This window comes from Pedobacter foliorum, assembly GCF_013266735.1.
Classification (GTDB): domain Bacteria; phylum Bacteroidota; class Bacteroidia; order Sphingobacteriales; family Sphingobacteriaceae; genus Pedobacter; species Pedobacter foliorum.
Genome location: NZ_JABSNU010000001.1, coordinates 408920 through 434881 on the forward strand (window position 1 = coordinate 408920; position 25962 = coordinate 434881).

Genomic DNA, 25962 nt, shown 5'->3' on the forward strand with positions numbered 1-25962 from the left:
AGTAGGAAATCCTTTGAAACATTTAAATTGCTTTTATTGAATCAGTCACAATACTACACTTCATCAGCTCCGGACTGGTTACAAACCGGGACTCATTATGGGTTAGGGTATCCTGTTTTTGTCAATATATCCGGCTCATTCCATTTCAGCTTTACCATCCTTTGGATAGCCCCTGGCATCAATAATAATTTTCGTACAGTCTCTCATTATGTTGGTGATACCTACAAACGATTCATTCTAAGATAGAGCCTATATTCCACTCAGGATTTCACGCTAAAGTGGGTAAAGCGCTGGAGTAACGCGCGTCATTAATAGTAAAGTATTCAAAAGATATAGCAGTGAGTCATGCTCGTTGGGGGATTCTCTCTTAATCGGCTTGCCCACATTTGTGACCTGGGAAACCTTTGGTTCTCGCTTTGGGGTTTACGGAAAAATGACAGGGCAGGTGATGGACGGGAGTGGGGGTACTGGGTTCATCTGGATTGACCTTTTCCTCGATAGCAGGGGGCAGGTTATTCTTTTCATTGGTGGTTATGATTACACGATCTAAATTATTCTTTCTTTAGCACGTACATACTTGAAAACAACTTGTTGTCATCAAATATTAAATTGATTTTATAAACAGGGTTTTTAATTTCGATGGTATTGGAATATTTTAATGCTATATCTCCAATGATATCCTTTTTATCGATGATTTTTAAGAGATTCTTTCCTTTCATCCCTGTTTTTAATTGATTTTCAAATGAGACTTCTACACCGTTAAAGTCATTGATAGAATAGCCTTTTAGTAGGTTATTCTTTTGATCATTTTCCCCGTTTTTACCTGCTGTAAAGTAAAAATAGAAATTATTGTAGTTTTCATGCATCACTATTGAAGTTTCGGTCAATCTTGAAAAGATGAGGGAAGATTTTCGCGAACAGGTAGTATGTGGTTCTTTTACACTGGTCGCCATCGATGAGGACAGTAGGCCAGTTTCAGTTAGAAACTAATATTGTGCGTGTTTTTGATTTCGGCCATCACAAAAGTGCTATGTGTACTTCCAATACTCTCAAGCGATCCCAACTTGTTGAAAACAAAATCCTGGTAACTCTTCATATCTTTAACGTAAACTTTTAAAATAAAATCATAGTCGCCAGATACATTGAAACATTCGGTAACTTCATCTATCTGCAAAATATCCTTAACAAAGTTATTGCCGATATTCCTGTCGTGCTGTTTAAGCTTGATATTACAGAATACGATAAATCCCTGATTGAATTTTTCAGCATCCAATACTGCGATATACTTTCTGATATAACCCTCGTTTTCCAGTCGCCTTATGCGTTCATAAACAGGCGAAGCTGAAAGATTGACCATGGAAGCAAGCTCCTTGGTAGTGTATTTAGAGTTCTCCCCCAGTATTTTCAAGAGCCTTAAATCAATCTCGTCTAAATTCATTGTAGCATTTCATTCTATTTATGACCAACTATACAAAGTTACAGATTTTTAAACGCTGATTCATGTCTGAAGAAGATAATTTATCTTAATTTCAATAACAAGACAGTTCAGTAAATTGCTAAAATAGCCTTGTATTTCTGAAAAGCCAATTTGTAAACAGGGAGGTTATTTACTATTTCTTCGGTAGTGAATTTAATATCTTTTTGAATGTAATTGATCAACGCCAAATCAATTATGTCTGGATTTTTAGAGAAAAATTTTCTGTTTTTATAAGTTTTTACACCGTAAAAAAGCATAATCATCTTACAAAAGCAAATTAAAAGATAAATTATCTGATTTTAAATCAAAATCAATTTAATTCATCTTTTATTTAAAAATTTGCAAGACAAAACAACTACAGTTAGTTGTTGAGAGTAACCATAGTAGAAGCGCCAAGAATTAACGAAAACAAATACATGGAAAATATCCAAGATACCATCAAGAATGATTTGGTCTTTACGCTAAATAGCACTTGTTTAGATGAAAATTATCACCCCGCAAGTCAAACGCGTCTGACAACAAATTTTGCAAACCTGGCCAGAGGAGATAATCGCCAACAAAACTTACGCAATGCCTTAAATATGATTAACAATCGATTCAATGCATTGGCCCATTTGGATAATCCAAAAGGTGATCGTTACCTGGTAGAGCTTGAAATCATCACAGTAACGTTGAGTATTGATAAAAAGAACGGTAGTAACGATCTGCCGATGATTGAAGTTTTAAAAACGAATATTTTTGATCGTCAGACTAACCAGCATATCGAAGGTATTGCCGGAAATAATTTTTCTTCATATGTGCGTGATTACGATTTCAGTGTTTTATTGATCGAGTACAATAAAAATAAATCTAGTTTTACTGTTCCTGAAAATTTTGGTGATTTGCACGGAAAACTTTATAAAAGCTTTGTGAGTTCAGACACTTATAAAGAGCATTTTAAGATGTCACCAATTATTTGTCTAAGTATATCGAGCAACAAAACTTATACTCGCACTGAGTATCAGCATCCGGTTCTGGGTTTTGAGTATCTACAGGACCAGTATTCTATCACTGACGAATATTTCTCTAAAATGGGCTTAAAGGTTCGTTTCTTCATGCCTCAGAACAGTGTGGCACCGATGGCTTTTTATCATTCCGGAGATCTACTTACCGATTATACTGATCTTGGACTGATCAGCTCAATCAGCACGATGGAGACATTCCAGAAGATTTATCGTCCTGAAATTTACAATGCAAATTCAGTAGCTGGGCAAATTTATCAACCTAATCTTAAACACGAAGATTATTCACTGACCCGCGTGGAATATGACCGCGTTGAGCGTAGCCGACTGGCTGTTGAACAGGGTAAATATGCTGAAGAGCATTTCATCAAACCTTACCAGGATATTCTCGAACAGTGGTCTGCAAATTCCGCTCTTTAATCATACAACACCTTAAAATTATTTTATGAAGAATATATTATTGCCCACTTCCATTGTGGGAAGTTTACCCAAACCTGCTTGGCTTGCACCACCGGAAAAACTATGGTCGCCCTGGAAATTAGAAGGCGATCAGTTATTAGAAGGGAAACAAGATGCTTTACGCATTTCTTTGCATGAACAGCAATTGGCCGGTGTGGATATCATTTGTGATGGTGAACAGACACGCCAGCATTTCGTAACTACTTTTATCGAGCATTTAAGTGGTGTGGATTTTGAAAACCGAAAAATCGTAAAAATCCGTGACCGTTATAATGCGAGTGTTCCCATTGTTGTAGATGAGGTTGCACGTCAAAAAGCAGTTTTTGTTGATGATGCCAAATTTTTACGCAAACAAACTAATCAACCCATCAAATGGGCATTACCAGGACCAATGACCATGGTAGATACGCTTTACGATAACCATTACAAAAGCCGGGAAAAACTAGCCTGGGTATTTGCTAAAGCACTAAATCAAGAGGCAAGAGAACTTCAAGATGCTGGGGTGGATATTATCCAGTTTGATGAACCTGCATTTAATGTGTTCTTTGATGAAGTTAACGATTGGGGAATGGCAGCATTGGAAAGAGCCATTGAAGGTCTAACCTGCGAAACTGCGTTACATGTATGCTACGGCTATGGAATAAAAGCGAATAACGACTGGAAAAAGACATTGGGCTCAGAGTGGCGCCAATACGAAGAAATTTTCCCGAAAATCCAAAAATCTAATATTAATATTGTTTCATTAGAATGCCACAACTCAAATGTGCCTTTAAATTTAATTGAACTCGTTCGTGGAAAGAAAGTAATGGTTGGCGCCATTGATGTGGCAAGTAATGCGATTGAAACCCCCGAAGAAGTAGCAGATACCCTACGTAAAACGCTTGAGTTTGTTGATATCGAAAATATTTACCCGAGTACAAACTGTGGTATGGCTCCCTTGTCGCGAGAAGTAGCCAGAGGTAAGTTAAGTGCTTTAAGCGCAGGAGCGGAAATCATCCGTAAAGAGTTTGCAGGTTAGGAATATATTAAGAGTACATTGAAGAAGTTATTAGAAGTATTAGGTAAAGCAGGTCTCGACGGTTTTTTGTTAATGATAGGCATCATGATCCTGTTGGCCTATTTTTTGCCCCAGCCAGGCATGGTCAAAGAACCTGTTTCCCTGGAGGAGATTGCGGGTGTAGGCGTGTCGTTGATTTTCTTGTTTTACGGCCTGCGACTGAGTGTTCAGAAACTAAAATCCGGGCTTGCCAACTGGAAAATGCACATTGTAGTCCAGTTGACCACCTTTTTGTTTTTCCCGCTCCTGGTTTTGGCATCCCGTCCCTTGTTCGTTAACACCGATTTCGAGCTGCTTTGGTTGGGCGTGTTTTTTCTGGCAGCTTTACCATCCACAGTTTCCTCATCGGTGGTCATGGTTTCCATCGCCAAGGGCAATATTCCCGGAGCCATTTTCAATGCAAGCATTTCAAGTCTGATCGGCGTAGTGGTTACCCCGCTCTGGGTCGGGCTGTTCATTGCTTCTGCAACAGGCGATTTTGATGTCACTGCCATCGTCATCAAATTGGTTCTCCAAGTCCTGTTGCCGGTTATCATCGGCATCAGCCTCAACTCCCGTTTTGGCGCCACTGCCGAAAAATATAAGAAACAACTCAAATATTTCGATCAGGCAATCATCCTTACCATCATTTACACGTCTTTTTGTAAATCGTTCTCCGAACATCTTTTTGAAAGCTTCAGCACCCTTGAACTTGCGGGGCTCGCAGCAGGGATGATGCTCTTGTTTTTTGCCGTATTCTTTTGTGTAGGACTGCTCAGTCGTTTGTTTGGCTTTTCGGCTGAAGATCGTATTACGGTCTTATTCTGTGGATCTAAAAAATCATTGGTACACGGCACGGTCATGTCAAAGGTACTCTTTCAGCACAGTACCATCACCGGCATCATATTGTTGCCACTCATGATCTACCATGCCCTGCAGTTGATTGCCGCCAGCATCATTGCCAAGGCTATGGCCCAGAGAAAAGAAATGTCGTGAAACTGCAATTCGCAGAAACCTTTATGCCCAATAGGAGTGCTTGGCATTTTAAGAAAAGCAATATGAAACTTTTAGAAAGAATACAGTTAGGCAATGTCAACCTAAAAAATAGAATGGTCATGGCAGCGATGACCAGAGGCCGTGCAGACATCAATGGTATGGTTGGTGAGATGACAGTAGAGTACTATGCCCAGAGGGCATGCACAGGTTTGCTACTTTCCGAAGCCATCAGGATTAGTGAAGAAGCTACCGGCAGTCCGCTCACTCCAGGTATTTTCACGGATCAACAAATCCAGGCATGGACAAAGGTTACAACGGCGGTACACGAGAAAGGGGGTGTGATTATAGCCCAGCTTTGGCATACAGGCCGCGTGGCGCATTCTGTAGACAGGAACGGCAAGCTCCCGTTTGCACCATCACCCTTGCCTATCCGGGGAATGCAACATTTTACCTCTCAGGGTGTGAAGGACTACGAGATACCCAATGAAATGACAATCCAGGAAATCAAGCAAACCATTGAAGACTATGGCCAGGCCGCAAAAAATGCCATAACGGCAGGGTTCGACGGAGTTCAGCTTCACGGTGCCAATGGCTATCTGCCCAACCAGTTCTTAGCAGAAAGTGCCAACCAAAGAACGGATGATTACGGTGGCAGCATCCCTAACAGAATACGCTTCGTGGTGGAAGTGATGGAGGAATTAATCAGCGCAGTGGGAAGTGAAAAGGTTGGTATTAAACTATCTCCTTTCCATCCCTATGGCGATATAGTACTGAATGACCCTGCCCTTACCTATACCCACCTGATTGAAGAACTGAACAAACTGGACTTTGCTTATGTAGAACTCATGAGGCGCAGCCCCAATCACCCTTCGCCTGGACATTGTGCAGCTGAAAATGAGATTGAATTCTTTGGCAGGAAGATTCGCCAGACAGTTATTGCTAATGCAGGGTATGATAAGGCTTCTGCCGAAGCAGAACTTGAAAAAGGTATTGCAAAGCTCATTTCCTTTGGCAAGCTGTACATCGCAAACCCAGATCTGCCCGAACGGTTTGAAAAAAATGCTGCACTTAGTGAGTTGGACAGGGCAACAATGTATGGCGGCGGTAAACTTGGTTACATTGATTATCCACTATTGAAAGAACAAGACACTATGATTATTGTGACGTCTGGCGCTTCGAAAATGGAAAAATCGCGGAATTGAAAGCTTTTGTTATAGAAAAGAAATCTTGAACCGGAGATTGTTATAGTAGTTTGAGTTAATCATCCTAAACTTTTTCTTTGTTCCATGCTGCTATATATGCTAACAATGGGCAAAGGCTTTCCCCATATTCTGTGAGTGCATACTCTACCTTTCGTGGAAGCTCCTTGTACTCTTTCCTGCTGATTAAGCCATCGGCTTCAAGTTCTTTTAATTGTTCGGTTAGTACTTTTCTTGAGATAGAGGGTACCCGAACATTAATTTCCCCAAAACGCCTGGCATGCTTGGAAAGCACATGCAAAATAATCACTTTCCAACGTCCTCCGATCAGCGCTATCGTTTCTATAGCAGGACAGTAAGCATGGTTTAAGTTATTTTCCATTTGTTACTTTAAGGTTACCACTTTTTATTTTGTTAACAACGAGGTAGGGTATTTTATAGCATCGATTTCAGTTCCTTTGCCTAACAAAAGTAATTGATTATTTATCTTAAAACAAAAACTATGATTTTAGTAACAGGTGCAACTGGTAATTTAGGCAAGGCCACCATTAATTCTTTATTGAATAAAGGCATATCCGCAAACAATATTGCCGCACTAGTAAGAGATGAATCCAAATCGGCAGAATTTAAATCAAAAGGCATCCAGGTGAGGATTGGTGACTATCAGGATATTGACTCTTTAAAAAGCGCCTTCCATAATGTAGACAAGCTATTGTTGATATCTTCTTCAGCGGAAATAGCCCAAAGGTTTGGGCAACATAAAAACGTAATTAATGCTGCCAAGGAATCTGGAGTTAATCATGTCATTTACACCAGTTTTGATATGAAAGATTTGCGTCAAAGTATAATGGCCGGAGATGTTCAGTACCATGCAGATACAAGTGATTACCTAAAACAGATAGCTGTGCCTTATACTTTGATGAATAACACGCTGTATGCTGACCTGATTCCTATTATTTCAGGAAATAATATATTAGATGAAGGTATTTCCATCCCTGCCGGAAACGGTAAGACACCTTTTTTACCGATAACAGAAATGGCTGAAGCAATAGCAGTTGTACTGACTACGTCCGGGCATGAAACCAAAGAATATATCATCGCTGCAGAGAAAGCTGTCTCTTTCGCGGAGATTGCTGACCTAATATCAGAAATCACAGGGACAACGGTAGCTTATAACCAAACAGGCATACCGTCCTATGTTGCGCAGCTTGTACAGCAAGGCGTTCCTGACGATGATGCAGCGTATCTATCAAGGTTCGCTGGAGCGATAGCCAGAGGAGAGTTCGAAACCAGCAAAAGTGATGTAAAACAATTACTAGGCAGAAGTCCGATTTCTTTAAAAGATTTTTTAAAAAGCATATACGGTGGAAAAACAGGAACCTATTGACCCCTCTTCATCAAAAGCAAATTATTGATTACTTTCTGATAACCAGTTTGTTTCGGGGACAATTAAATTGGTGAAACGAGGTCAATTAAATTGGTTTATCCACGCGGAGCATTGAACTCTTGTCGAATGATTAAAAAACGTTAGTGGTTATATCTCGCAATATGGTGTCTATAAAGAAAATCAGAGATTTATAAATTTCAACAAAAATAATTTTATCCTCGATTGACTAATATTATCATGATATTTGTTATATTTGAAGTATGGAAGCGCTAAGTATTCAGGAAAAGAGAGTAGTCATTGTTTTTTGGAAAAATAATATAGAGAATCCTTTTGAAGTGTTTTCTAATCTAAAAAACTTTTGCCTAAGCTATCCAAAGTTCAATTATAACACTATAAGTAATTATTTGAGTAAAGCTAAAATTGCTTATGAAAATCAAGAAATCCGAATCGAACGTAAAAATATTATTTTAAAGCCTAAACTCACTCCTGAACCTCGGATTAGAAAAATAGCACCCGTATTAAGGAGGGTGATGATGAAAGATTCAAATGATGAGCAACATGATCTGGAATATTGGTTGAGCAGACCAGTAAAAGAGCGTGCTGCAGCTGTTACTTCAATCATTTCACAATCTTTAAAGAAGGGGCAAAGAATGGATAAAACTAAGCTAATAAAGAAAAGAATGTACGCATGACCTTAGCCGAAGATTTTGAAGATTTCGTTAAGTTGCTGAATCAACACAATGTAGAGTATATGGTTGTTGGAGGCTATGCATTGGCATTTCACGGCAAGCCTCGTCACACAGGTGATCTTGATATTTGGATCAATGTTTCCGAAGAAAATGCAGCTCGAATGCTCAAGGTAGTTAGTGATTTTGGGTTACAATCTCTGGGCTTTCAGAAGGAAGATTTTCTAACTGAAGGATTAATTAGCCAAATAGGATACCCACCATTACGGATTGATGTCCTGAATCTAATTGATGGAGTTAAATTTAGTGAGGCGAAGTTAAATATGCAAAGGATAGAACTAGAGAATGATCTTGTGATTAATTATATCGGTCTTAATGATCTTGTAAAGAATAAACAGTCCTCTGGACGCAGACAAGACATTACCGATGTTAAAACATTACAAAAATTAATGAAATCAAAAAAAAATAACTAGGAATTATTGCCAAAGACAAGGATTTTATAATTCCAAGGGCTCTTTTCGCAACAACTGAACAGACATTTGATCAAGATATTGTTCGCTTGGAAAAACTGTATTCTCATAGTTTATAAAGAATTTGCTGATGGTCTCATCGAAATCCAAGAAGTTGTATCTGCTGGAAAAAAATTCCGTACACGAATAATTAAGGTTCTTAAGGGATTGCAGACAGATAGCGTCCGTAAAGCTTATGGATTACTCTAAGCCCACTCTGCTAGTAATTCTGGCCCTAATGGTCTGATCAGGTTTGACAACCTAAAAAAGGAATACTTCGATTTATTGGGTAAACAAGCAGATACCAGGGTGAAACAGGGTGTCGTAATTGATTCATGTTTTGAATCCATTTGTATACCCTATAATTCGTCAACACACGTAGATGAACTGCTGAAAAGGAAATGGTTGTTGATATAAATTAAATAATGGCTTAGCCAGCGTCAATCCCTTAGTGTCTGTGATATTTATGTGCCCAAATAGAACCGCCCTATAAATCCATTCACATTTATCTTAATTTCCCCCCTTAAATTGACAACTTACAAGAGGAACGCTTATACACCTTATACCGGAAAAAGTATTTACGTGAAATTTATACCCTTTGAGCGGCAATAAGAACCAAACTCATCAATCAGGCCCATTAGCGTTTCGTAATGTATGGAGTAGACCTGGAACGTATAGAGCCAGGTCGCTGTTGTTGAACAAAATTCTGCCTCACCAGTAAAATCATTCTGCCAATCATGCAAGTTTTCTAAATCTTGGCTTAGATGATTATCATTCATATATTTTTCAATATCCTTCAAAATATTTAAATAATGTCTCATAATGTTGGCATGATTATTTTCAATTACTCTTAATACTGCATTGTTTTAAGATGACTGTTATTATTTTCAAATATAATGGAGGAATGTTGTACTTAAATATTTGTGCAGATAGGGGCTAGGCCGTGGCCAATAGTTTTTTTATTCTTGGTGTACCATATTTCTCAAGGGCATACTCTAAGGAATCCTTATCTAAGCTCATCGCTTTTTTTAAGACCTTTTCAAGTATTTTTGGCTGATTTTCTCTTTCGAAACAAAGTTAAGAATCAACAGTAACATTTTGCTTGATTTTTGACTAAATTTCATGCAAATAACTTTTCAAAAAATCAATGTATTACCGGCACACTTATTCATTTGTTCAGTAAAATATTGTCATGCGGCTCACGGTGGATTTTAAGTGAATAGCCCCAATCATCCTTATTGTTTTATGATACAATAAAGGAAGGCTCCTTAAAATAGGAATTGTTCACTAAATTTGATTGTTCACGTTGCGTGAACAAATTATTATCATATGCTTCGCTTCTAAGCCAACCGACAATCTATTTGAGTGAAAATAGTTTTCTTTCTGAAGGGACGATTGCGGTATTGCAATGCTAAACCATTTGTTTTGAGATGTGGATTATGAAGAACTTGGCGTAAATATACACGAACAATCTATAGATTCGAATCCCTCTTCTTGCTCCGATAGAACTGATGTCAAAATCTACTAAAAGAGCGCAAATCAAACTATTACAGGATAGTCAGCGAGAAAGGATGAGGTATGAATAGTGTATTATAACATACCCATTTACCCCGAGGATAAAAGTTACAATTATTTATCTATTTTTGTTAACGATAATTGTTTATCCTAATTATTTATTAACGCTCAAATATGTTCAATAATACCCGAATCGCTTTTCTATGGCTTACCTTGTTTTTTCTTTTTGCCTGCAAAAAGGATAACGTGATTAAAAATGAGGATAATTTTATTGAGCAGCCTGAGCAGTTATCAGAATTAAAAGCCGAAGTATCGGCAGCAGGAAATCAGTTTTTAGAGGTTCAGTGGACGCAGGTTACCAATACCCATTTCAAAGCAGTTACTTACACCATATATTTAGATGATCAAAAAATCGTTGATGGCTTAGCTACAACCAAATATAGGTTCATTAATCTAAACCCTGGACAATCCTATACTTTTAAAATAAAGGCCTCAACAAAAGAGGGAAAGGAGATTGAGCAAACTGTAAGTGGCACCACTTTATCGCCAACCTCCGATGGACGTGTTTATCAGGAGTATGGTATACACAGCTATTCGTGGATGAGTGGTAATGTAGGTTTGCAAAAGCTGTCTGATGGCGGGCACCTGATTGTTCGTTTCTTGCAGCATCCGGATTATTTTGCTGAAGGGACTTTTAAGATTATCGTGTTAAGAACCGATAAAACCGGCAATATGTTGTGGTATAGACTATTGTCGTCTATGGGGTATGCAGACTTACAAAGCAGTGAAATTCTTTTAGCCACACATAATCAGGAGAAGGAAGGCTTAATAGTTTTACAGGATTATGTAATTAAAATTACGACAAGTAATGGCGAGATTCTATTAAAAAAGCGGTATAAAGATAACTTAAATGGAGAGATTTTTAGAACTATTTATGCTACACCAAACGAGCTCATTATTGGCTGCGAACAGGGAAGTTTATTGTCTGTTAACCCTGTAGACTTGAGCCTGAACTGGCTTCACACTAAAGTAAGCAAGTCGGGATTAATTATGGCGATTAATCTCGATTCTAAAAAGAATATCTGTTACATCCTTAGAGAACTTAACGATAATTATTCCAAAATCAGGGTTCATAAATGTAATGCGAAAGGTGAATTTCTGAAAGAGTTCTCGTTTGATGGCGCTTTGCCTGATGGAGGGGATTTGGGCGGGGATATGACATCGATGCTTATTGATGGACAAGACAATTTTTATCTGTTTGGAGGTAATTCATCTTTTTATCGCTTGAACTACGTTAAATTCAGTGCAGATGGTAAGTTGCTTAAGAATGACGAAAACCCGGAACATTTATGGGTACGGGGAGCATTTTTTAATAATAAAGGTGAAATCGTAGTTACGGGACAAGTAGATAAAGGGGGGCTAAATACCTTTCTGGGAATTTATGTTTTTGATAAAGACATGAACATAAAAACGAAAAATGTATACGCTGATATACCTCCACATATTGCAAGGGGGATAACCACCAATTTGGATGGTTCCTATAATATCTTTTTAGATTACATGCAGACCTATACTTATGATAACTCAAATTTTATTTTCATTAAAACCGATAGCGATGGGAAATTGTAAGTGGCTGGTGTTAGGTGTAATAATTTGTGCCTTTTGGTCGTGCAAAAAAACTGAGGCAACAGATCCCGAAATTATTGTTGAAAATCTTTATGTGGAATCCATAGATTCAAATCTGGTTAGTATCAGCTATAAACTTTCACATCTGGGCTATCAGGAAACCGGTGTTTCGTATTACAAAAAAAGTAATCCTACAGCAGTTAAAGTTGTAAATGCATTTAGAGAGGATGATAGACTAAAATTGTCTTTACAGAGTTTGGAACCCAATACAGAATATGTATTTAAGGTATTTTATAAGCAGAATGATGAGCAGAAAATAAACGACAAAGAGTATAATGTAAAAACCTTATCGACGGAACTGGCTAAATATAATCTTATAATCAGAGAAGCAAACATTGAGTGTGATGTAGATGGAAATTTTAGCGTTGATATTGAGGGTGACAATCTGGTTAACCTAAATTTATCAGAATTAGACATAAAGGTTAACCTTAATCGGGTAACTGTTGGCTACCCCGTTAAGCTGCAGGATAACAAGTATAAAATTAACATAAAGGGAAAGGTAAATGCCGTTAACCAAAATTATGCTATCCAGGGCTATTATAAGGGAAGGGAGATATTTTTTCAAACAGCCAATTTTGTGTTTGGTGGAGAAGGTTATTGGCTTACTTATCAACCAACAAGCTTGCCGCGCATTTTTTATCCTTCTGTGTTGAATAATGAAATTTATTCTTTTTCAGAAGACCAGATCTTTAAATGGAATGCTGCTGATCAGCGTTTATCAGTTATAGCTAATTTGCAACGTGGGACGGTCTATCTGGGGGGAGCTGGTATTCAGTTTAATGGGCAGTTGTTTTTTCCGGCTACCGGAAATTCACACCTGTCAGAAAATGATCCTTCGGTTATTAATAATTATCCTGAAGGCTATTCTTACCTTCCTGCTACTGACAAATGGACTGCCTATCCCTTCAAAGTGCATAGCACTGTGAAGGGTCGTTACGTTTTAAACAGCAATTATTTTATTCATAAAAATGAGTTGTACCTGGTTTACAGTTTAGCTGATGATGCAGGTGGGTACCCCGCTGTGCCTAAAAGAGCAGATAATTTTATTTACCACTACAATAAGCTTACGGAACAGTTTGAAGAAAAAGCCAAATTGGATACTGAAATCATTAATTATCACTTTGTTTCTTTGAACAATCAATTGTATCTGCTGGGCTTAGTTCCTGTTTTTGATCAGGGTTTTAAGGTTAGTGCAACATTTGCTGTGTTTAAGGTTGATGATAATTTTAAATCAAACGAGGTTTACAGAGGGGGCACGGTAAAGAATCCTTTGACTTTTTTTCCAAAAAATGTGGTAGCGTATGATCAAAAAATACTGATTTCTGTAGCGGTAGATGATTTTAAGTTATTTGATCCTGCTGAGATGAAACTTTATCAGGTGGGTTTGAGAAATGGAATTGACCGTATGTATTTAGGGGGCTTTTTTGATTATAATAATAAATTACACTTCACAGCTGATGGATATACTTATGAATTCTCGATTGTTAAAGGACGTTAAGTCGTTAAAAATGCCACTATTTGCCATCTGTTTGCTGGTATTGATGGGATGCAAAAAGGATGTTGTTGAAGTATCTGTCGACGCATTTTCCGATTTGAATGCAGAAATAAAACAGGTTCAGGGTGTTAATAGCTTACAATTTACACTTCAGGAATTTCCTTATAAAGAAGTTGGGGTAAAATTGGGTGCCAATAAAAGCAAATGGTATCAAAAAGACGGTTTTACCCTGATCATTGCGAATCAGGTAAGTTCAAGCAGGTATGGCATTTTTTTTAATTCTTTAACGCCAAATACAACCTATTACTACCAGATTTATGTTAAAAATGCATCCGGCAAAGAAATATCTTCTGACCTGTTCTCATTTACTACAAACCCCTAACTGACCAAACGATGCTTAAGAACTATAGTTTCTTGTTTCTTTTAATTATTCTATTTGGCTTAAACTCCTGTTCTAAAGAGGAATTTGTAAAAGTATTAAAAGAAGAATACGAGCCTGTTGCTAAGGAAGCCGAATTTACCGGCGAAGATTTTATTGTCACTTTAAATGCAAGTGCCTTACAAGTTGGTGAGAGTGGGCAATGGAAAATTTTGAGTGGCCCCATTGTAGAGGAATATGTTTATTTTGAAGATAAGGCTAATCCTTTTACCCGGTTTAAAGGAATACCCGGTGAGGAATATACACTGGAATGGAAGCGCCAGACATCAGGGGGGAAAACAAGTGCGGTGCAGACTAAAGTGAAAATACCGGAGCTGGTAATTGAAATTACAGATATAACAGGGACAGGTTTTGAAACGATTAAGACCTTAGTGGTAGACCCAAAATACAAAGGTACCTGGAGTTTTGATAGTCCTTATGGCTATCTGAATTCAAGATATTATGATGGTTACGCTGAGCCTCCTGAAAAAAAACCAAGTATAGAATTGCATGGTTATGCAAATACAAATTATACCGCAACTTATACTTATACGTATGCCGGGAAAGATTATCAGTTTAAAAAAGTTATTAAAACCGGCGACTACGCACAAGAGGAAGGCTTGTTTGAACTGCAGCTTTCCGGTGGGAGCGAGAGGGTTATAAAAGATAATCTGGGGAACGTTCTTGAACTCAATTTACAGGCATCGGGCATTGCCTGGATATTTAATGAGCCAAATACCTATCCTGCATTGCAGGCGTTTAAAAAAATAAGGAAGTTAATTTTGGGAGGATCAAGTTTAACTCAGATTTCTACCATATTTGGCGATTATTATCCGGATCTGGAAGATTTGGACCTGGATGGAGTGGGAGAAAATCTGGTATTTCCTGAGAGCTTTGGTAACTTACGTAAACTCAAGACCTTGATTGTAAATCCGCGATTTAGTGATGATGGACGGACTACGGTAGTATTGCCGAAGTCGTTTGCTAATTTGAAAGCACTTGAGTATTTTACAACAAAGTCAATGAAGCTTGATTTTAACGGCACCCTTGGAGAATTAACCAGCTTAAAAAGCCTGAAAACTACGGTTGCAACCCTCCCGGAAAATATAGGTGACTTAAAACAACTGCAGGAAATAGATGTATTTGTAGAGAATGCCAGTTTCCCAGAGCGTTTTAGTGAATGCCGATCCCTGAAATTTGCAAGAGTATACTTCTATGAAACGGGGTCAGGTACGGTGAAGCTTTCATCGAAAATTGGCGACCTCAAAAACCTGGAATTCCTTGACATCACTTCAAATAAACTAAGAGAGCTTCCCGCAACACTTTCAGCATTACCGGCATTGAAAATATTGAAGATTTCTGCGCTAAATTTACAGTCTATTCCCGAAAATATTGGAAACCTGGCCAATCTTGAAGATTTTAGTATCTATGGGGCCTATAATAAAATTCCAAATAGCTTTGGGGATTTAAAGAAACTTAACTTTTTGTTTTTGGGTGGTTACGCTACAACACTTCCTGAGAGTTTTGGGAATCTTTCATCTCTTACTTATTTTAATGCATCATCTACGGAACTTAAGACTTTACCTAAAAGTTTTGGAAACCTGAAAAAGTTGAAAGAGATAGTATTGGATATGTCGAAAATTGAAGTTTTACCGGAGTCATTTGGTGAGCTTGATGCACTGGAAACCCTGAAGCTAAGCCAAACACAGCTCAAAACATTTCCAAAGCAAATTATCCCCTTGAAAAGTATCAGGGAAGTTATGTTTTCGGGAACAAATGTGGGGGATATTCCAGAAGAAATTTCGACAATGAAAACAGGGGTTACTTTTTCTATGTATCTAATTCCTAATCTCACCCAAGAGCATTTAGAGCATATAGTTAGCATCACTAAGGGTAAGGTTTTTCAGACCAGTTTTGGGTATTATACTTCTTCATTGTAATTTAAAATTGAATGTAGAAGGCATGCTTTAAGCAATTTTAGATCGCAGAAGACAGATATACTTATTTAAAAATACCAGAAGAATATTATCGTAAATGTTCAAGCAAGAATCAGTGATTTGGCAGGAGTCGTGTTGTAGTAGGAATTATTAGCTTTCATTTACTTCAGTTGTAAGTTTTGTAAAGTTATAACTTTACTTTTGCTTATGGTTTGTCAAGTTAAACCTTTACTTATGTGGGGGAACAATCATTAATGATCCAACAATTAAATAAAAAGCTGCTTAGCTTTGATGTCTAAAGACAGATTGCTGTTCCACCCAGTGGTTGGATTAAGGCCATCCGCACTACTTTAGGGATGTCAATGCAGCAACTGGGAAACAAATTGTCGGTTACCAAGCAAGGTATTCTGGATATCGAAAAAAGAGAAAAGGATGGATCAATCACCCTAAAATCCTTAAGAGAGTTGGGAAGGGTATTAGATATGGAATTGGTCTATGGCTTTGTACCAAAAGATGGTTCATTAGAGGCCTTAATAGAGAAAAAGGCATTGGAACTGGCTTCAAAAATCGTTTTACACACATCCAACACCACGAAGTCAGAAGACCAGGAGAATTCTAAAGAAAGAATTGAAAAAGCGATTCAAGAGAGAGCTGAAGACATTAAAAACAAAATGCCTAAAATTTTATGGAATTAGATATCATTTATATTGACGGACAATCGCCATTGGATGAAGAGGAAAAGGAGGGCTTACTCATCCTAACTATTGCCACCCGAGAATAGCTTGATGAATTTGAACAACAAAATATAGAATAAGCGATACAATGGAGTTTGGGTAGAAATTTTAAACGGAATAGTTTAGTCACAGAAGCTTTTATCAAAGATGTACATAAGCGAATGTATAGAAATGTATGGGCCTGGGCAGGAGATTTTCGGAAAACAAATAAAAACATTGGTGTTGACAGGTGGAGGGTCGCCGTTGAGTTAAAGGCGTTGTTGGATGACACCAGATTTTGGGTTGATCATAAAGTGTTTTCTCCTGATGAAATAGCGGTTCGTTTTAAACACTTAATGTATCTTAATTACACTTAAATGCATCTAAATGCCCCTAAATACACTAGAAATGGGGTTATCTAACCACTGATGTCAGCGGGCAGTTTTGAGACAAATTGGATTTTTAGGAATTAACCAATTTTAAGACTTGTTGCAATTACAATTGTCCCTGGCCTGAAGAAAGGCCAGAGAATGTTTTGAAATTTTGTAATACTATTTAAAGCTGGGTAGTGCCGTAGCCTTTTTTCACATTGAGATCTCTAAGGGTGTTGTAGAGTTCGACCATGGTACCGTTTTGCATGATCCAGTCCATTACCAGCTGTAGCATTTCTTCTGCATCGGTGATGTAACCCATTCTTCCGTCAGCGCCGCGGATTCCTTTTTCATTGATCCTTTTTCCCCTTGTGAGGTATGTGTTTTTTTCCTCATAGATGTATTTTCTGGATTTTTCATGTTGCTTGCCCTTAGGAAGGTGACCAACTAAAAGCCGTTGGATGCCCTTATAGTAAAGATCAAACTTATGTTCCGGGTTTTCGATATTGACCAGTGAGAAATCTTTGAGCTCAGGCTGAGACTTGGTTTCGCCTTCTGGCGTAAAAACCAATTGTTCACCTTTAGTTTCATCTGTCTTTGCCAGGATCCTTAGTTTTTCTTCATCTCTGGCCAGTTCGACCTTGGTTTTTTCCTGTGGTGTGTTCTTGTCTTTCTTTGCCATAACTAGATATTAAAAACATGTTGATTTAAATAGGTAATGGTATCGTCAATACTATCCTTATCAAAGGTGTTGACGTTCAGTTCGCGAAGCGCTGTTTTTACATCGGGCTGATAAGAATGGTATTTTGCCCAGTAGCTCCCTTTGCCTTCTGCTTCTGTATCGAAGCAATAGTAAGTGTAAACCAGCGAGGGGTCTACCTGGCTTTTTTTTGCATACTCTTTAACCAGCATCGGGTTGTCAATGTAGACGCCGATATATTTGACTTTGTCTTTTCCAAAAAGGTATTCCCTGGAGAACTCATTGGCTTGGTCTTCCTGTAACAGAAACAGGTCAGGTTCCCCAGTCAGGTGAAATACTTGCTTTTCAATTTCCTCCAAATCGTACAACACGTGATATAATTCATGCATCAATGCAAACCAGATGCTCGCATAGCGCTGGTTAAGATCAGTCAAAACGATACAGGGTTTACTATTTATGCAGAAAGTCGCCCCTCTGACTTGGGTCGTTGGTAGGTGAGGCTGATAAATAACAGTAACCCCGGCATTGAATAGTGCCTGGCTAACGATTTTCAGTCCGGACTCAACATTCATTGTGTAAGGTCTTATCTTTGGGATCAGGTCGACAAGGGCTTCGCGGTTAAAGGGATTGGGATTATTGATTTTCTCAAAATGAGTATATGCTGACCGAACCCAAAATTCCTTCATAAGCAGATTACCACTTCTTTTAGTTCGACTGAAAGCTGGAATATAGCTTTTAGTGGCGTATTCGTAAATTGAGCCCAATCCAAAAAAGTTAATGATTCTGTTCTCAATCTCATCAAAATCTGTTTTTGATTGAATAAATCCTGCTTTGTATAGATTTTTTAGGTCGAAATTAGCAACGATATAACTTTTCTTTTTAGCATCTTCAAGTTCTCCAATGATGTCATGGGAAGCTTCGTTAAGGTAAATCTTAAACAAGGCTTCAGTATTCAAGCCCAGAAACTGTCCCAGCTTTAAAAGATTTACTACATCCACGCGTTTGGCTGACTTATCCAGAATACCCTCTAATGTTCGCTTTTGCATAGATAGTAGTTTTTCAGCCTGATTGGTAGTCAAACCATACTGCTGAAGCTTAGACTCGAAAAGAGTCTTTAAACTCCCATTTTCGCCTGTCCAGGGATCTGCTGGAAGAAGTAATTTGTAGAATTCGTTTATAAAACCTTGGTCGTTCATTGTGCTATGTAAGTAATATTACAAATCAAATATATGCATTATTAATGATTAATAAATGTAGTTATGTAAAATTACATAACTTTTTTTGATAAATCACGGCTGTTATTAGCTACTATTCATTTTTTAATTATTCTTCTATTGATATTTTTACAAACACTAATATGTTTAGTATTAACTTTGTTTGTTCATTTGAATTGCTAAATAGCCATTTGAATAGTACTTTAGAGGGTAAGATCAAAATGACTATTTATGCCTAGCTGGAAATTAGAAAATGCTGATGAAATTAGAATGGAAGCGCCTTATACTTTCTATAAACCATCTGACGAAATAATTGATCAACTGATTCCAGGAGAAACGACCGTTCAGCTGATATTTTTAATCGAATCGGATGATCCGGAGGCTTTAAATGCGGAACGAATGTGGGTGCTCATGGAATCAGTTGATGAATATGGGGATTATGTCGGAATTTTAGATAATACTCCATTTTATATTAAGGATTTAAAAGCCGGGGATCAGATTAGTTTTAAGAAAGAACATATTATTCAGTACGACACACTTGATGAATTGGATGTTGATGATCCGCTAGCTGAGCTAATTGAAAAATGTAATCAAAAATGCTTTGTATCTAATCATATCCTTAAAGAAGGGTTTAAAGTGGGTAGATTATATCGTGAGGAAGGAGAATATGAAGATTATTCGGGATGGACAATGATGAGTGATGAAGAAACTCAGGAGTATGTTGATGATTCAACAAATCTCCAATACGTTTCAATTGGCGTGGTATTAAACCTTGATGATAGTTTTATTCATTTACTTGAAGAGCCATTTGGATCGGATTTCGCCAGAGATGAAGTAGCAGGGAAATATTTCTCAATTGATTAGACAGGATTTCTGCGAAAGATCAAAACCATCTTTATGAATTTGGTGAGATTAAAAAGTAGATTTATATCAAATTGTATTGCTATAGCTTGTCATTAAACCAGTACAAGACAGAACTTAAAATCGGGTTGCAAATAAGTAAACCACCTGATTTAAACACACTAATCGTGCGGTTTAACTTTAAATAAATCATGATTAATCTTTAGGATCAATTGATTGTTCAACAAAAATAAATAAAGTATACTATTTTAGTAGTGTTTATTTGTGACTTTATTTTTAATCTGTTATGTTTACGCTATCGGCCAGATAAAAGCAGTTATACAGCTTTAGTCGGATCTGCAACTTAGCATTAAATAGCCAATAGATAATCAACGAATAAAAAAATATGAACAAGCTCGCAAAACTGACGGGGGGGTGTAGCCTCGGTTAAAACTGATACAGAAAATTTGATAACGCTGGAAGCATTCCTGGCGAAACAAGGAGAGTTAAGGCTTTGCAAGAGGTCAGAATAACGATTGCCCAAAAATAATTAAATAAAAAAATCATTCTGACAAAATAGATTAATGAATTTTGATCTTCGCCTTCATATTGTGAGATTCTGTTTTAAAAAGATTGTCTGAAAATTAGATTCAGCGCATTTATTGCAGTAATAGCAGTTTAAAGAACTAGTTTTTGTGTTTTTCAAGTAAAAAATACACGCAAAACGCTAATAATATAAAGCTTGTGCTGGATAGTTTAAAAATATAGGTCGAAATAGGAGTAAAGATGAAACAAAATAGGTAATACCATAAATATTTATAGATTTGATTGATAAAGGTGATGACATACAAGGGAAATTCAGATAGTATTGAAGATCGTGAGCTCTTGCTTCAATTGAGTGAGGGGAGTAAGTATGCCTTTGATGTTTTATACAACCGCTACTGGAAGCTGGTTTTTAATACCGCCTTTAAAAGGTTGAATGACATGGAGCGTTCTCAGGATATTGCTCAGGATGTATTTGTTCAGCTTTGGGCCAGTGGAACCAAAGCTTTAATTAAAAACCTGCCTGCTTATTTAAATGTGTCTGCCAGAAATGGGGTGTTTAAACATCTGGAGAAGGAGGGTAGGTATGCTGCACTTCCTGATACGGCAGCTGAGCTGGAGGGCACCCAGGGTGATGCCGACGCGAAAATACTACATTCGGAGTTCCTAGAAGCCTTTCATCAGTTGATAGAGAAACTTCCCACACAGCAGCGCATAATCTTTAAGATGCGCTTTGAAGAAGATCTAAGTAGTCAGGAAATTGCGGATAGACTGGAAATTTCCCCGAAAACGGTAAGAAATCAATTGGGAAAGGCCTTAAATACGCTTAGAACTTCCCTGATGCTATTTTATGCGATTATGCTATACTGTCAACCAAAATAGAAAAGCAATTTTTATTAATCTGGCTTAAAAAAATAAAAATTTTCATATAGCGTGGGCTATTTTTTATATCCTGACTCATATAGGTATAAACCGAATTATGAAAAGCGCCTACAAAAACTATTTCAGAGAAATTCTTAAAAAATACAGACAACAAACAGCCAGTTCTGAGGAAACAAAATTCCTTGAATCTTATTACAATATGTTTGAGGTTAAGCAAGGGCTTATTGATGATGAAAATGAGTCTGAGTTTGCGGAATTGAAAAATGACATCAAAGCAAATATTGATGAGCGAATTGCGGGTCCGAAGATCAGGAAACTAAGTTCTGACTGGATTAAATACGGAGCTGCTGCTGCTGCAGTTCTACTTGTTTCGCTTTCAATTTACCTGGTTTCTTACCAACAAAAAAATAGTCTGGTGGCACAAATGGATCGTAGTATTAGTCCAGGCGGCAATAAAGCAGTGCTTACACTGGCTAATGGGAGTAAAATTGTATTGAACGAGGTTAAGACAGGAGTGATTGCACATCAGTCGGGGATCCGTATCTCTAAAAAAAATAATGGAGAACTGATCTATCAAGTATCAGCTAGTCCAAATTTAACTGAGGAAACTACAATAAATACCATTTCGACGCCAAATGGTGGTCAATATACCATTGTACTCTCCGACGGCTCCAGGGTCAAACTTAATGCGGCCTCTTCCTTAAGCTTTCCGACTTCATTCAAAGGAACCGAGCGCGTTGTTGACCTTCAGGGTGAAGCTTATTTTGAAGTCGCAAAAAATGCTCAACATACTTTTAAAGTCACCTCTGGATTACAGACGGTAGAGGTCCTGGGAACACATTTTAATGTGGAGGCCTATGCAGATGAACGCACAATCAAAACTACCCTGGTTGAGGGCTCCGTTAAAGTTGTTGTTGGAAAGAACCATTCCATCATCAGTCCAGGGCAGCAGGCTTTGGTAAGCAGGGAAAATGTCGGTTCCATTACTAAGGCCGAAGTGAATCTAGATAAAGAGACGGCATGGACCAATGACCTGTTTATTTTTGACGGGGATAACTTGAAATCTGTAATGAGTGAAATTTCCAGGTGGTATAACATTACTACCGTATATACTGGAACTATCCCGGACAAGAAGTTCTTCGGGGGCATATCCAGAAACAGCAAGCTTTCTGAAGTATTTAAAATTCTTGAGCTGAACCAGGTAAAACTTAGCCTAAAGGGAAAAACTGTATATGTGTCCTATGACCCTTCCGGTAATGAATAATTCTAAACCACTATAATCAACTAAACTAACCGAATTTTTAACCACAAACCATTATCAGATGATAAGAAAACTACACCACCACCACTAGGAACCGAAGGACGAAAAAAGCCGAAAGTGTCTCACCACTTCCGGCCAAAAAAAAGGTCAACAGCCAGATGTTGAAGCCAGGCTGTTATTTATTCACTTAATTCTATTCCAAAAGTATGAAATTAACTTTTCTTTACAACCCCGCATGCGATATGTGGAGGGTAAAGTATAAATTCCTTATAGTGATGAAATTAACTGCTATTTTATTACTGATCGGCGCCATGCATTTGTCTGCCGCAAGTTATTCGCAAAAAATAAGTGTTTCCAGGCGGAATACGACACTCGAGACTGTATTTCAAGACATTAAAAAGCAAACAGGCTATTTATTTTTCTACAGTGAGGAAGTCAATGTTAGCCGTGTAAAAATTAATGTTCAACTCAAAAATGTACCACTTGACGAAGCGCTGGCCGCTGTTCTCCAGCAGCAGGGATTTACCTTCAATATCGTAAACAATACCATTGTCATCAGGAACCAGATGAGCAATAAAACGCTGGAAAGCACAAAGAACAACTTTATAGAGATCACGGGCCAGGTTACAGACAGCAAAAGTAAGTTACCAATCCCGGGAGTAAATGTCTCTCTAAAATCTAATTCCAATATTCGGACGCAGACCAATGCAGCCGGAGAATTCAGGATTGCTGCCCAAGGGGACGATTTACTCTTATTCAGCTACGTTGGCTACCAGATAAAGGAAATCAAAGTAGGAGACAAGAAATTCCTGAACGTAGAACTTGAAGATGAGGTGACCCAGATGAATGATGTAGTCATCACCGGTTATCAAACGATCAAAAAAGACAGTTTTACGGGTACTGCTATTGCCATCTCCGGAGATCAGCTAAAGACCATAAATCCTCAAAATCTTTTACAGAGTATAGGTGCTTTTGATCCATCCTTTAGGCTGGCACAAAATAATCTTGTAGGTTCAAATCCAAATAGGATACCTTCCATCAATGTACGTGGATCTTCGGCATTGCCAAGTGGTGATGGGGAGGTATTGAGAAGGGATGCGATTTCTGGTGGAGTGAATATGCCGGCATTTATCCTGGACGGCTATGAGGTTGATGTGCAAAAAGTTTTTGATTTGGATGTGAATCGAATCGCATCGGTTACGCTGTTAAAAGATGCAGCAGCTACAGCCATCTACGGAGCCAGAGCCGCTAACGGTGTGTTGGTCATTGTGACCAAGGCCCCAAAAGAGGGAAAACTACGTGTTAATTATAATTACGAACTGAATGTTACCGGAGCGGACCTGAGCGATTATCAGGTGTTAAATGCGGAAGATAAACTGAAATATGAGGTACTTGCCGGCTTGTACGACTCTCGTCACGAGAGTATCCCTCAGGATCAGTTAGATGAGCTGTATTATCATAAGTTAGCAAACGTCATTGGAGGGGTAAACACCTACTGGTTGTCACAACCTGTACGTACTACGGCTGGGCAGAAACATTCTGTATATCTTGAAGGTGGTTCACAGGCATTCCGTTATGGTGTAGACCTCAGATATCAAACCAGACCAGGAGTCATGAAAGGTTCCTCAAGGGATCAGTATTCTGGTGGTATGAATTTTACTTATAACGTCAACAAACTTCAATTCAGGAACGACCTTTCCATTACTCAGGTAACCGGAAATGAATCTCCGTATGGTAATTTCTCGGACTATGTAAAAACAAATCCTTACTACTCGATGACCGATGCGAATGGAAATATAACCAGGGTGATAGATATCTGGGAAAATTCAGCACGTGAGAAATCCTACACATTTAACCCGCTATACGATGCGCAGCTGAGTAGTTTTAACAAAGCATCCTATACGGAGATTATCGACAACCTTTCTGCTGAACTGGAGCTGATGAAAGACCTTAAACTAAGAGGGCAGATGAGTTTAACAAGCCGTTCAAATACAGATGATATCTTCATTTCTCCTCTTGCTAATAGGTATTACCTTTATGAAACTGCAAAAATCGATGAAAAGGGAGAATATACAAACAAGAATAGGAAAGAAACCTATTGGGACGGAAATATTCGCTTAACCTGGCTAAAACAAATAGCCAAAAACTATTTTAACGTAATGGCGGGCGTAAACGTACGTACTGAGCTTTCTGATTCCAAGGAATACACTGCTTTTGGCTTTGCCAATGACCGGTTTTCAAATATCGGATTTGCAAAAGGATACGCAGAAAATGGAAGGCCTTACAGTAGATTGGAGAGGTCCAGATTATTAGGTTCATTCATGAGCATGAACTATTCCTATGATAACAGATATCTAATGGATGCCACTGTAAGGGTCGATGGTTCTTCTAAGTTTGGGGTAGACAATAAATTGGCACCCTTCTGGTCATTTGGACTCGGCTGGAATCTTCACAACGAAAATTTCCTTAAAGATAATAACGTCATCAGTCAGCTTAGGCTGAGGGTATCAACAGGATTAACAGGTTCCGTATTGTTTGATCCATATTTATCCAGAACTACGTACAATTACTCATCTGATAACTGGTATTCAACTGGTATCGGTGCTATTGTGAACAATTATGGTAACGAAAATCTTTCCTGGCAAAAAACCTTAATGACGGACATTAGTATAGATTTAGGCTTATTTAAAGACCGTTTGACCATCTCTCCTAAAATCTATAGGAAGTTTACTAAAGATATCCTTGCAGACATCACACTCCCTCCATCAACTGGTTTTCTTTCTTACAAAGAGAACCTTGGAGATATGGAAAACAAAGGAGCCGAATTGGGAATCAGATGGGATGCTATACGCAGGAAAGAGTGGTCTGTAAACCTTACCGCAAACATGGTGGCGAATAGAAATCGTATTGTCAGAATTTCGAACGCCCTAAAGAAATACAACGACAAAGCCGATGAACTTCAATCGGTGGATCAAAAGGATGGGGGTTTTAAAGGAATACCCTTGTTGAGGTACAACGAAGGTCAGTCAATCAATGCCATCTATGCAGTTCGTTCATTAGGAATAGACCCTGAAAATGGTCGTGAGCTTTATGTAAAAAGAGATGGAACACAGACCTATGATTACGACAAAAGAGACATCGTAGTCGTGGGTAACGCTGACCCCAAAGTCAATGGATATTTCGGTGGAACATTCACCTATAAACGCTTTAATCTTACGGCTAATTTCGAGACCTATTTTGGCGGCGATACGTACAACCAAACGCTGGTGGATCGTGTAGAAAACGCAGACGCAAAGTACAATGTAGACAAACGGGTATTTGAAGGGAAATGGAAACAATCCGGTGATCTGACATTTTATAAAAACATTGCAGATATAGGAACCACAGAAGTAAACTCAAGATTTGTTCAAAAAGACAACCTGCTTAATCTGCAGTCGCTCTACTTATCATACGATGTAGATCAGAAATATGCGAAAAAACTGTCTATGTCTAACCTGCGTTTTGCACTAACTGCCAATGATGTGGCAAGATGGTCTTCAATTAAGCAGGAGCGAGGGATTGACTATCCTTTTGCCCGAAGCATCACTTTTTCGATCAACGCTACTTTTTAGGTCTCATTATTTAACAGATAAAATAT

The 25962-nt window shown here is 38.1% G+C and carries 24 protein-coding genes; 18 read left to right on the forward strand and 6 right to left on the reverse strand.

All coding sequences use genetic code 11. The features are described from left to right. Positions 1-376 precede the first annotated feature (376 nt). Entirely contained in the window at positions 377-550 is a 174-nt protein-coding gene (locus HQN83_RS01800) for a hypothetical protein (RefSeq protein WP_173088000.1), read from the forward strand. A 1-nt stretch (position 551) separates the two neighbouring features. On the opposite strand, the gene HQN83_RS01805 is transcribed toward HQN83_RS01800, so the two are convergent. Further along, the gene (locus HQN83_RS01805; RefSeq protein WP_173088002.1) at positions 552-953 is read right to left on the reverse strand and encodes a hypothetical protein; all 402 of its coding nucleotides are present in this window, start codon (positions 951-953) and stop codon (positions 552-554) included. Between the two features lie 26 nt (positions 954-979). After that, the gene (locus tag HQN83_RS01810; protein WP_173088004.1) at positions 980-1438 is read right to left on the reverse strand and encodes an Lrp/AsnC family transcriptional regulator; all 459 of its coding nucleotides are present in this window, start codon (positions 1436-1438) and stop codon (positions 980-982) included. A gap of 407 nt (positions 1439-1845) precedes the next feature. On the opposite strand from HQN83_RS01810, the gene HQN83_RS01815 reads away from it, so the two are divergent. From HQN83_RS01815 to HQN83_RS01830, 4 genes are all read left to right on the forward strand, one after another. Then, a complete protein-coding gene (locus HQN83_RS01815; RefSeq protein WP_246254169.1) occupies positions 1846-2898 on the forward strand; it encodes a DUF1852 domain-containing protein in 1053 nt (350 codons plus the stop codon). Positions 2899-2923: 25 nt separating this feature from the next. Then, on the forward strand, positions 2924-3955 hold the full coding sequence (locus HQN83_RS01820; protein ID WP_173088006.1) for a methionine synthase: 1032 nt from the start codon (positions 2924-2926) through the stop codon (positions 3953-3955). 18 nt (positions 3956-3973) lie between these two features. Beyond that, positions 3974-4969, forward strand: a complete 996-nt coding sequence (locus HQN83_RS01825) for a bile acid:sodium symporter family protein (protein WP_173088008.1) — start codon at positions 3974-3976, stop codon at positions 4967-4969. Between the two features lie 62 nt (positions 4970-5031). Next, positions 5032-6171, forward strand: a complete 1140-nt coding sequence (locus tag HQN83_RS01830) for an alkene reductase (protein WP_173088010.1) — start codon at positions 5032-5034, stop codon at positions 6169-6171. Positions 6172-6235: 64 nt separating this feature from the next. On the opposite strand, the gene HQN83_RS01835 is transcribed toward HQN83_RS01830, so the two are convergent. Further along, the gene (locus HQN83_RS01835) at positions 6236-6550 is read right to left on the reverse strand and encodes a winged helix-turn-helix transcriptional regulator (protein WP_173088012.1); all 315 of its coding nucleotides are present in this window, start codon (positions 6548-6550) and stop codon (positions 6236-6238) included. 120 nt (positions 6551-6670) lie between these two features. Between HQN83_RS01835 and HQN83_RS01840 the strand changes: the two genes are divergently transcribed. The 3 genes from HQN83_RS01840 (at position 6671) to HQN83_RS01850 (ending at position 8714) form a co-directional block, all read left to right on the forward strand. Continuing rightward, on the forward strand, positions 6671-7555 hold the full coding sequence (locus tag HQN83_RS01840; protein ID WP_173088014.1) for an SDR family oxidoreductase: 885 nt from the start codon (positions 6671-6673) through the stop codon (positions 7553-7555). Positions 7556-7815: 260 nt separating this feature from the next. Then, positions 7816-8247, forward strand: coding sequence for a hypothetical protein (locus HQN83_RS01845; protein WP_173088016.1), 432 nt, complete (start codon positions 7816-7818; stop codon positions 8245-8247). After that, positions 8244-8714 (forward strand): nucleotidyltransferase, encoded by a 471-nt coding sequence (locus HQN83_RS01850; protein WP_173088018.1) that lies wholly within the window; start codon positions 8244-8246, stop codon positions 8712-8714. Before HQN83_RS01845 ends, HQN83_RS01850 begins: the two co-directional genes overlap by 4 nt. Positions 8715-9328: 614 nt before the next feature. Here HQN83_RS01850 and HQN83_RS01855 read toward each other — a convergent pair. Next, positions 9329-9571 (reverse strand): hypothetical protein, encoded by a 243-nt coding sequence (locus HQN83_RS01855; RefSeq protein WP_173088020.1) that lies wholly within the window; start codon positions 9569-9571, stop codon positions 9329-9331. 868 nt (positions 9572-10439) lie between these two features. On the opposite strand from HQN83_RS01855, the gene HQN83_RS01860 reads away from it, so the two are divergent. The 6 genes from HQN83_RS01860 (at position 10440) to HQN83_RS01885 (ending at position 16891) form a co-directional block, all read left to right on the forward strand. Continuing rightward, positions 10440-11894, forward strand: a complete 1455-nt coding sequence (locus HQN83_RS01860) for a fibronectin type III domain-containing protein (RefSeq protein ID WP_173088022.1) — start codon at positions 10440-10442, stop codon at positions 11892-11894. Then, on the forward strand, positions 11881-13449 hold the full coding sequence (locus tag HQN83_RS01865; RefSeq protein ID WP_173088024.1) for a hypothetical protein: 1569 nt from the start codon (positions 11881-11883) through the stop codon (positions 13447-13449). The genes HQN83_RS01860 and HQN83_RS01865 overlap by 14 nt, the downstream gene beginning before the upstream one ends. Positions 13450-13459: 10 nt before the next feature. Beyond that, on the forward strand, positions 13460-13828 hold the full coding sequence (locus tag HQN83_RS01870) for a fibronectin type III domain-containing protein (RefSeq protein ID WP_173088027.1): 369 nt from the start codon (positions 13460-13462) through the stop codon (positions 13826-13828). Positions 13829-13839: 11 nt separating this feature from the next. Beyond that, positions 13840-15804, forward strand: a complete 1965-nt coding sequence (locus tag HQN83_RS01875) for a leucine-rich repeat domain-containing protein (protein WP_173088028.1) — start codon at positions 13840-13842, stop codon at positions 15802-15804. Between the two features lie 335 nt (positions 15805-16139). After that, positions 16140-16496 (forward strand): helix-turn-helix domain-containing protein, encoded by a 357-nt coding sequence (locus tag HQN83_RS01880; protein WP_394353491.1) that lies wholly within the window; start codon positions 16140-16142, stop codon positions 16494-16496. Positions 16497-16696: 200 nt separating this feature from the next. After that, the gene (locus tag HQN83_RS01885; protein WP_173088030.1) at positions 16697-16891 is read left to right on the forward strand and encodes a hypothetical protein; all 195 of its coding nucleotides are present in this window, start codon (positions 16697-16699) and stop codon (positions 16889-16891) included. A 178-nt stretch (positions 16892-17069) separates the two neighbouring features. On the opposite strand, the gene HQN83_RS01890 is transcribed toward HQN83_RS01885, so the two are convergent. Together HQN83_RS01890 and HQN83_RS01895 are read right to left on the reverse strand one after the other, a co-directional pair. Then, on the reverse strand, positions 17070-17567 hold the full coding sequence (locus tag HQN83_RS01890) for a hypothetical protein (protein WP_173088032.1): 498 nt from the start codon (positions 17565-17567) through the stop codon (positions 17070-17072). A gap of 2 nt (positions 17568-17569) precedes the next feature. Then, positions 17570-18781 (reverse strand): ImmA/IrrE family metallo-endopeptidase, encoded by a 1212-nt coding sequence (locus HQN83_RS01895; RefSeq protein WP_173088034.1) that lies wholly within the window; start codon positions 18779-18781, stop codon positions 17570-17572. 249 nt (positions 18782-19030) lie between these two features. On the opposite strand from HQN83_RS01895, the gene HQN83_RS01900 reads away from it, so the two are divergent. The 4 genes from HQN83_RS01900 (at position 19031) to HQN83_RS01915 (ending at position 25936) form a co-directional block, all read left to right on the forward strand. Further along, entirely contained in the window at positions 19031-19663 is a 633-nt protein-coding gene (locus HQN83_RS01900) for an immunity protein Imm33 domain-containing protein (RefSeq protein WP_173088036.1), read from the forward strand. Positions 19664-20479: 816 nt separating this feature from the next. Further along, positions 20480-21064 carry an RNA polymerase sigma factor gene (locus tag HQN83_RS01905; RefSeq protein WP_173088038.1) on the forward strand — a complete coding sequence of 195 codons (585 nt, stop codon included), beginning with the start codon at positions 20480-20482 and terminating at the stop codon, positions 21062-21064. Between the two features lie 97 nt (positions 21065-21161). After that, positions 21162-22328: a FecR family protein gene (locus tag HQN83_RS01910; protein ID WP_173088040.1), complete on the forward strand. Its 1167-nt coding sequence runs from the start codon at positions 21162-21164 to the stop codon at positions 22326-22328. Positions 22329-22531: 203 nt separating this feature from the next. Next, complete coding sequence (locus HQN83_RS01915) at positions 22532-25936, forward strand: SusC/RagA family TonB-linked outer membrane protein (protein WP_246254171.1); 3405 nt, start codon at positions 22532-22534, stop codon at positions 25934-25936. Positions 25937-25962 lie beyond the last annotated feature (26 nt).

What these genes read in the sequence shown, in the direction of transcription:
- HQN83_RS01915 (WP_246254171.1), top strand. Translation starts at nt 22,532, where the DNA reads ATGAAATTAACTTTTCTTTACAACCCCGCATGCGATATGTGGAGGGTA.
- HQN83_RS01900 (WP_173088036.1), top strand. Translation starts at nt 19,031, where the DNA reads ATGCCTAGCTGGAAATTAGAAAATGCTGATGAAATTAGAATGGAAGCG.
- HQN83_RS01905 (WP_173088038.1), top strand. Translation starts at nt 20,480, where the DNA reads ATGACATACAAGGGAAATTCAGATAGTATTGAAGATCGTGAGCTCTTG.
- HQN83_RS01850 (WP_173088018.1), top strand. Translation starts at nt 8,244, where the DNA reads ATGACCTTAGCCGAAGATTTTGAAGATTTCGTTAAGTTGCTGAATCAA.
- HQN83_RS01805 (WP_173088002.1), bottom strand. Translation starts at nt 953, where the DNA reads ATGGCGACCAGTGTAAAAGAACCACATACTACCTGTTCGCGAAAATCT.
- HQN83_RS01910 (WP_173088040.1), top strand. Translation starts at nt 21,162, where the DNA reads ATGAAAAGCGCCTACAAAAACTATTTCAGAGAAATTCTTAAAAAATAC.
- HQN83_RS01830 (WP_173088010.1), top strand. Translation starts at nt 5,032, where the DNA reads ATGAAACTTTTAGAAAGAATACAGTTAGGCAATGTCAACCTAAAAAAT.
- HQN83_RS01890 (WP_173088032.1), bottom strand. Translation starts at nt 17,567, where the DNA reads ATGGCAAAGAAAGACAAGAACACACCACAGGAAAAAACCAAGGTCGAA.
- HQN83_RS01855 (WP_173088020.1), bottom strand. Translation starts at nt 9,571, where the DNA reads ATGAGACATTATTTAAATATTTTGAAGGATATTGAAAAATATATGAAT.
- HQN83_RS01860 (WP_173088022.1), top strand. Translation starts at nt 10,440, where the DNA reads ATGTTCAATAATACCCGAATCGCTTTTCTATGGCTTACCTTGTTTTTT.
- HQN83_RS01820 (WP_173088006.1), top strand. Translation starts at nt 2,924, where the DNA reads ATGAAGAATATATTATTGCCCACTTCCATTGTGGGAAGTTTACCCAAA.
- HQN83_RS01840 (WP_173088014.1), top strand. Translation starts at nt 6,671, where the DNA reads ATGATTTTAGTAACAGGTGCAACTGGTAATTTAGGCAAGGCCACCATT.
- HQN83_RS01865 (WP_173088024.1), top strand. Translation starts at nt 11,881, where the DNA reads ATGGGAAATTGTAAGTGGCTGGTGTTAGGTGTAATAATTTGTGCCTTT.
- HQN83_RS01810 (WP_173088004.1), bottom strand. Translation starts at nt 1,438, where the DNA reads ATGAATTTAGACGAGATTGATTTAAGGCTCTTGAAAATACTGGGGGAG.
- HQN83_RS01845 (WP_173088016.1), top strand. Translation starts at nt 7,816, where the DNA reads ATGGAAGCGCTAAGTATTCAGGAAAAGAGAGTAGTCATTGTTTTTTGG.
- HQN83_RS01885 (WP_173088030.1), top strand. Translation starts at nt 16,697, where the DNA reads ATGTATAGAAATGTATGGGCCTGGGCAGGAGATTTTCGGAAAACAAAT.
- HQN83_RS01835 (WP_173088012.1), bottom strand. Translation starts at nt 6,550, where the DNA reads ATGGAAAATAACTTAAACCATGCTTACTGTCCTGCTATAGAAACGATA.
- HQN83_RS01895 (WP_173088034.1), bottom strand. Translation starts at nt 18,781, where the DNA reads ATGAACGACCAAGGTTTTATAAACGAATTCTACAAATTACTTCTTCCA.
- HQN83_RS01875 (WP_173088028.1), top strand. Translation starts at nt 13,840, where the DNA reads ATGCTTAAGAACTATAGTTTCTTGTTTCTTTTAATTATTCTATTTGGC.
- HQN83_RS01870 (WP_173088027.1), top strand. Translation starts at nt 13,460, where the DNA reads ATGCCACTATTTGCCATCTGTTTGCTGGTATTGATGGGATGCAAAAAG.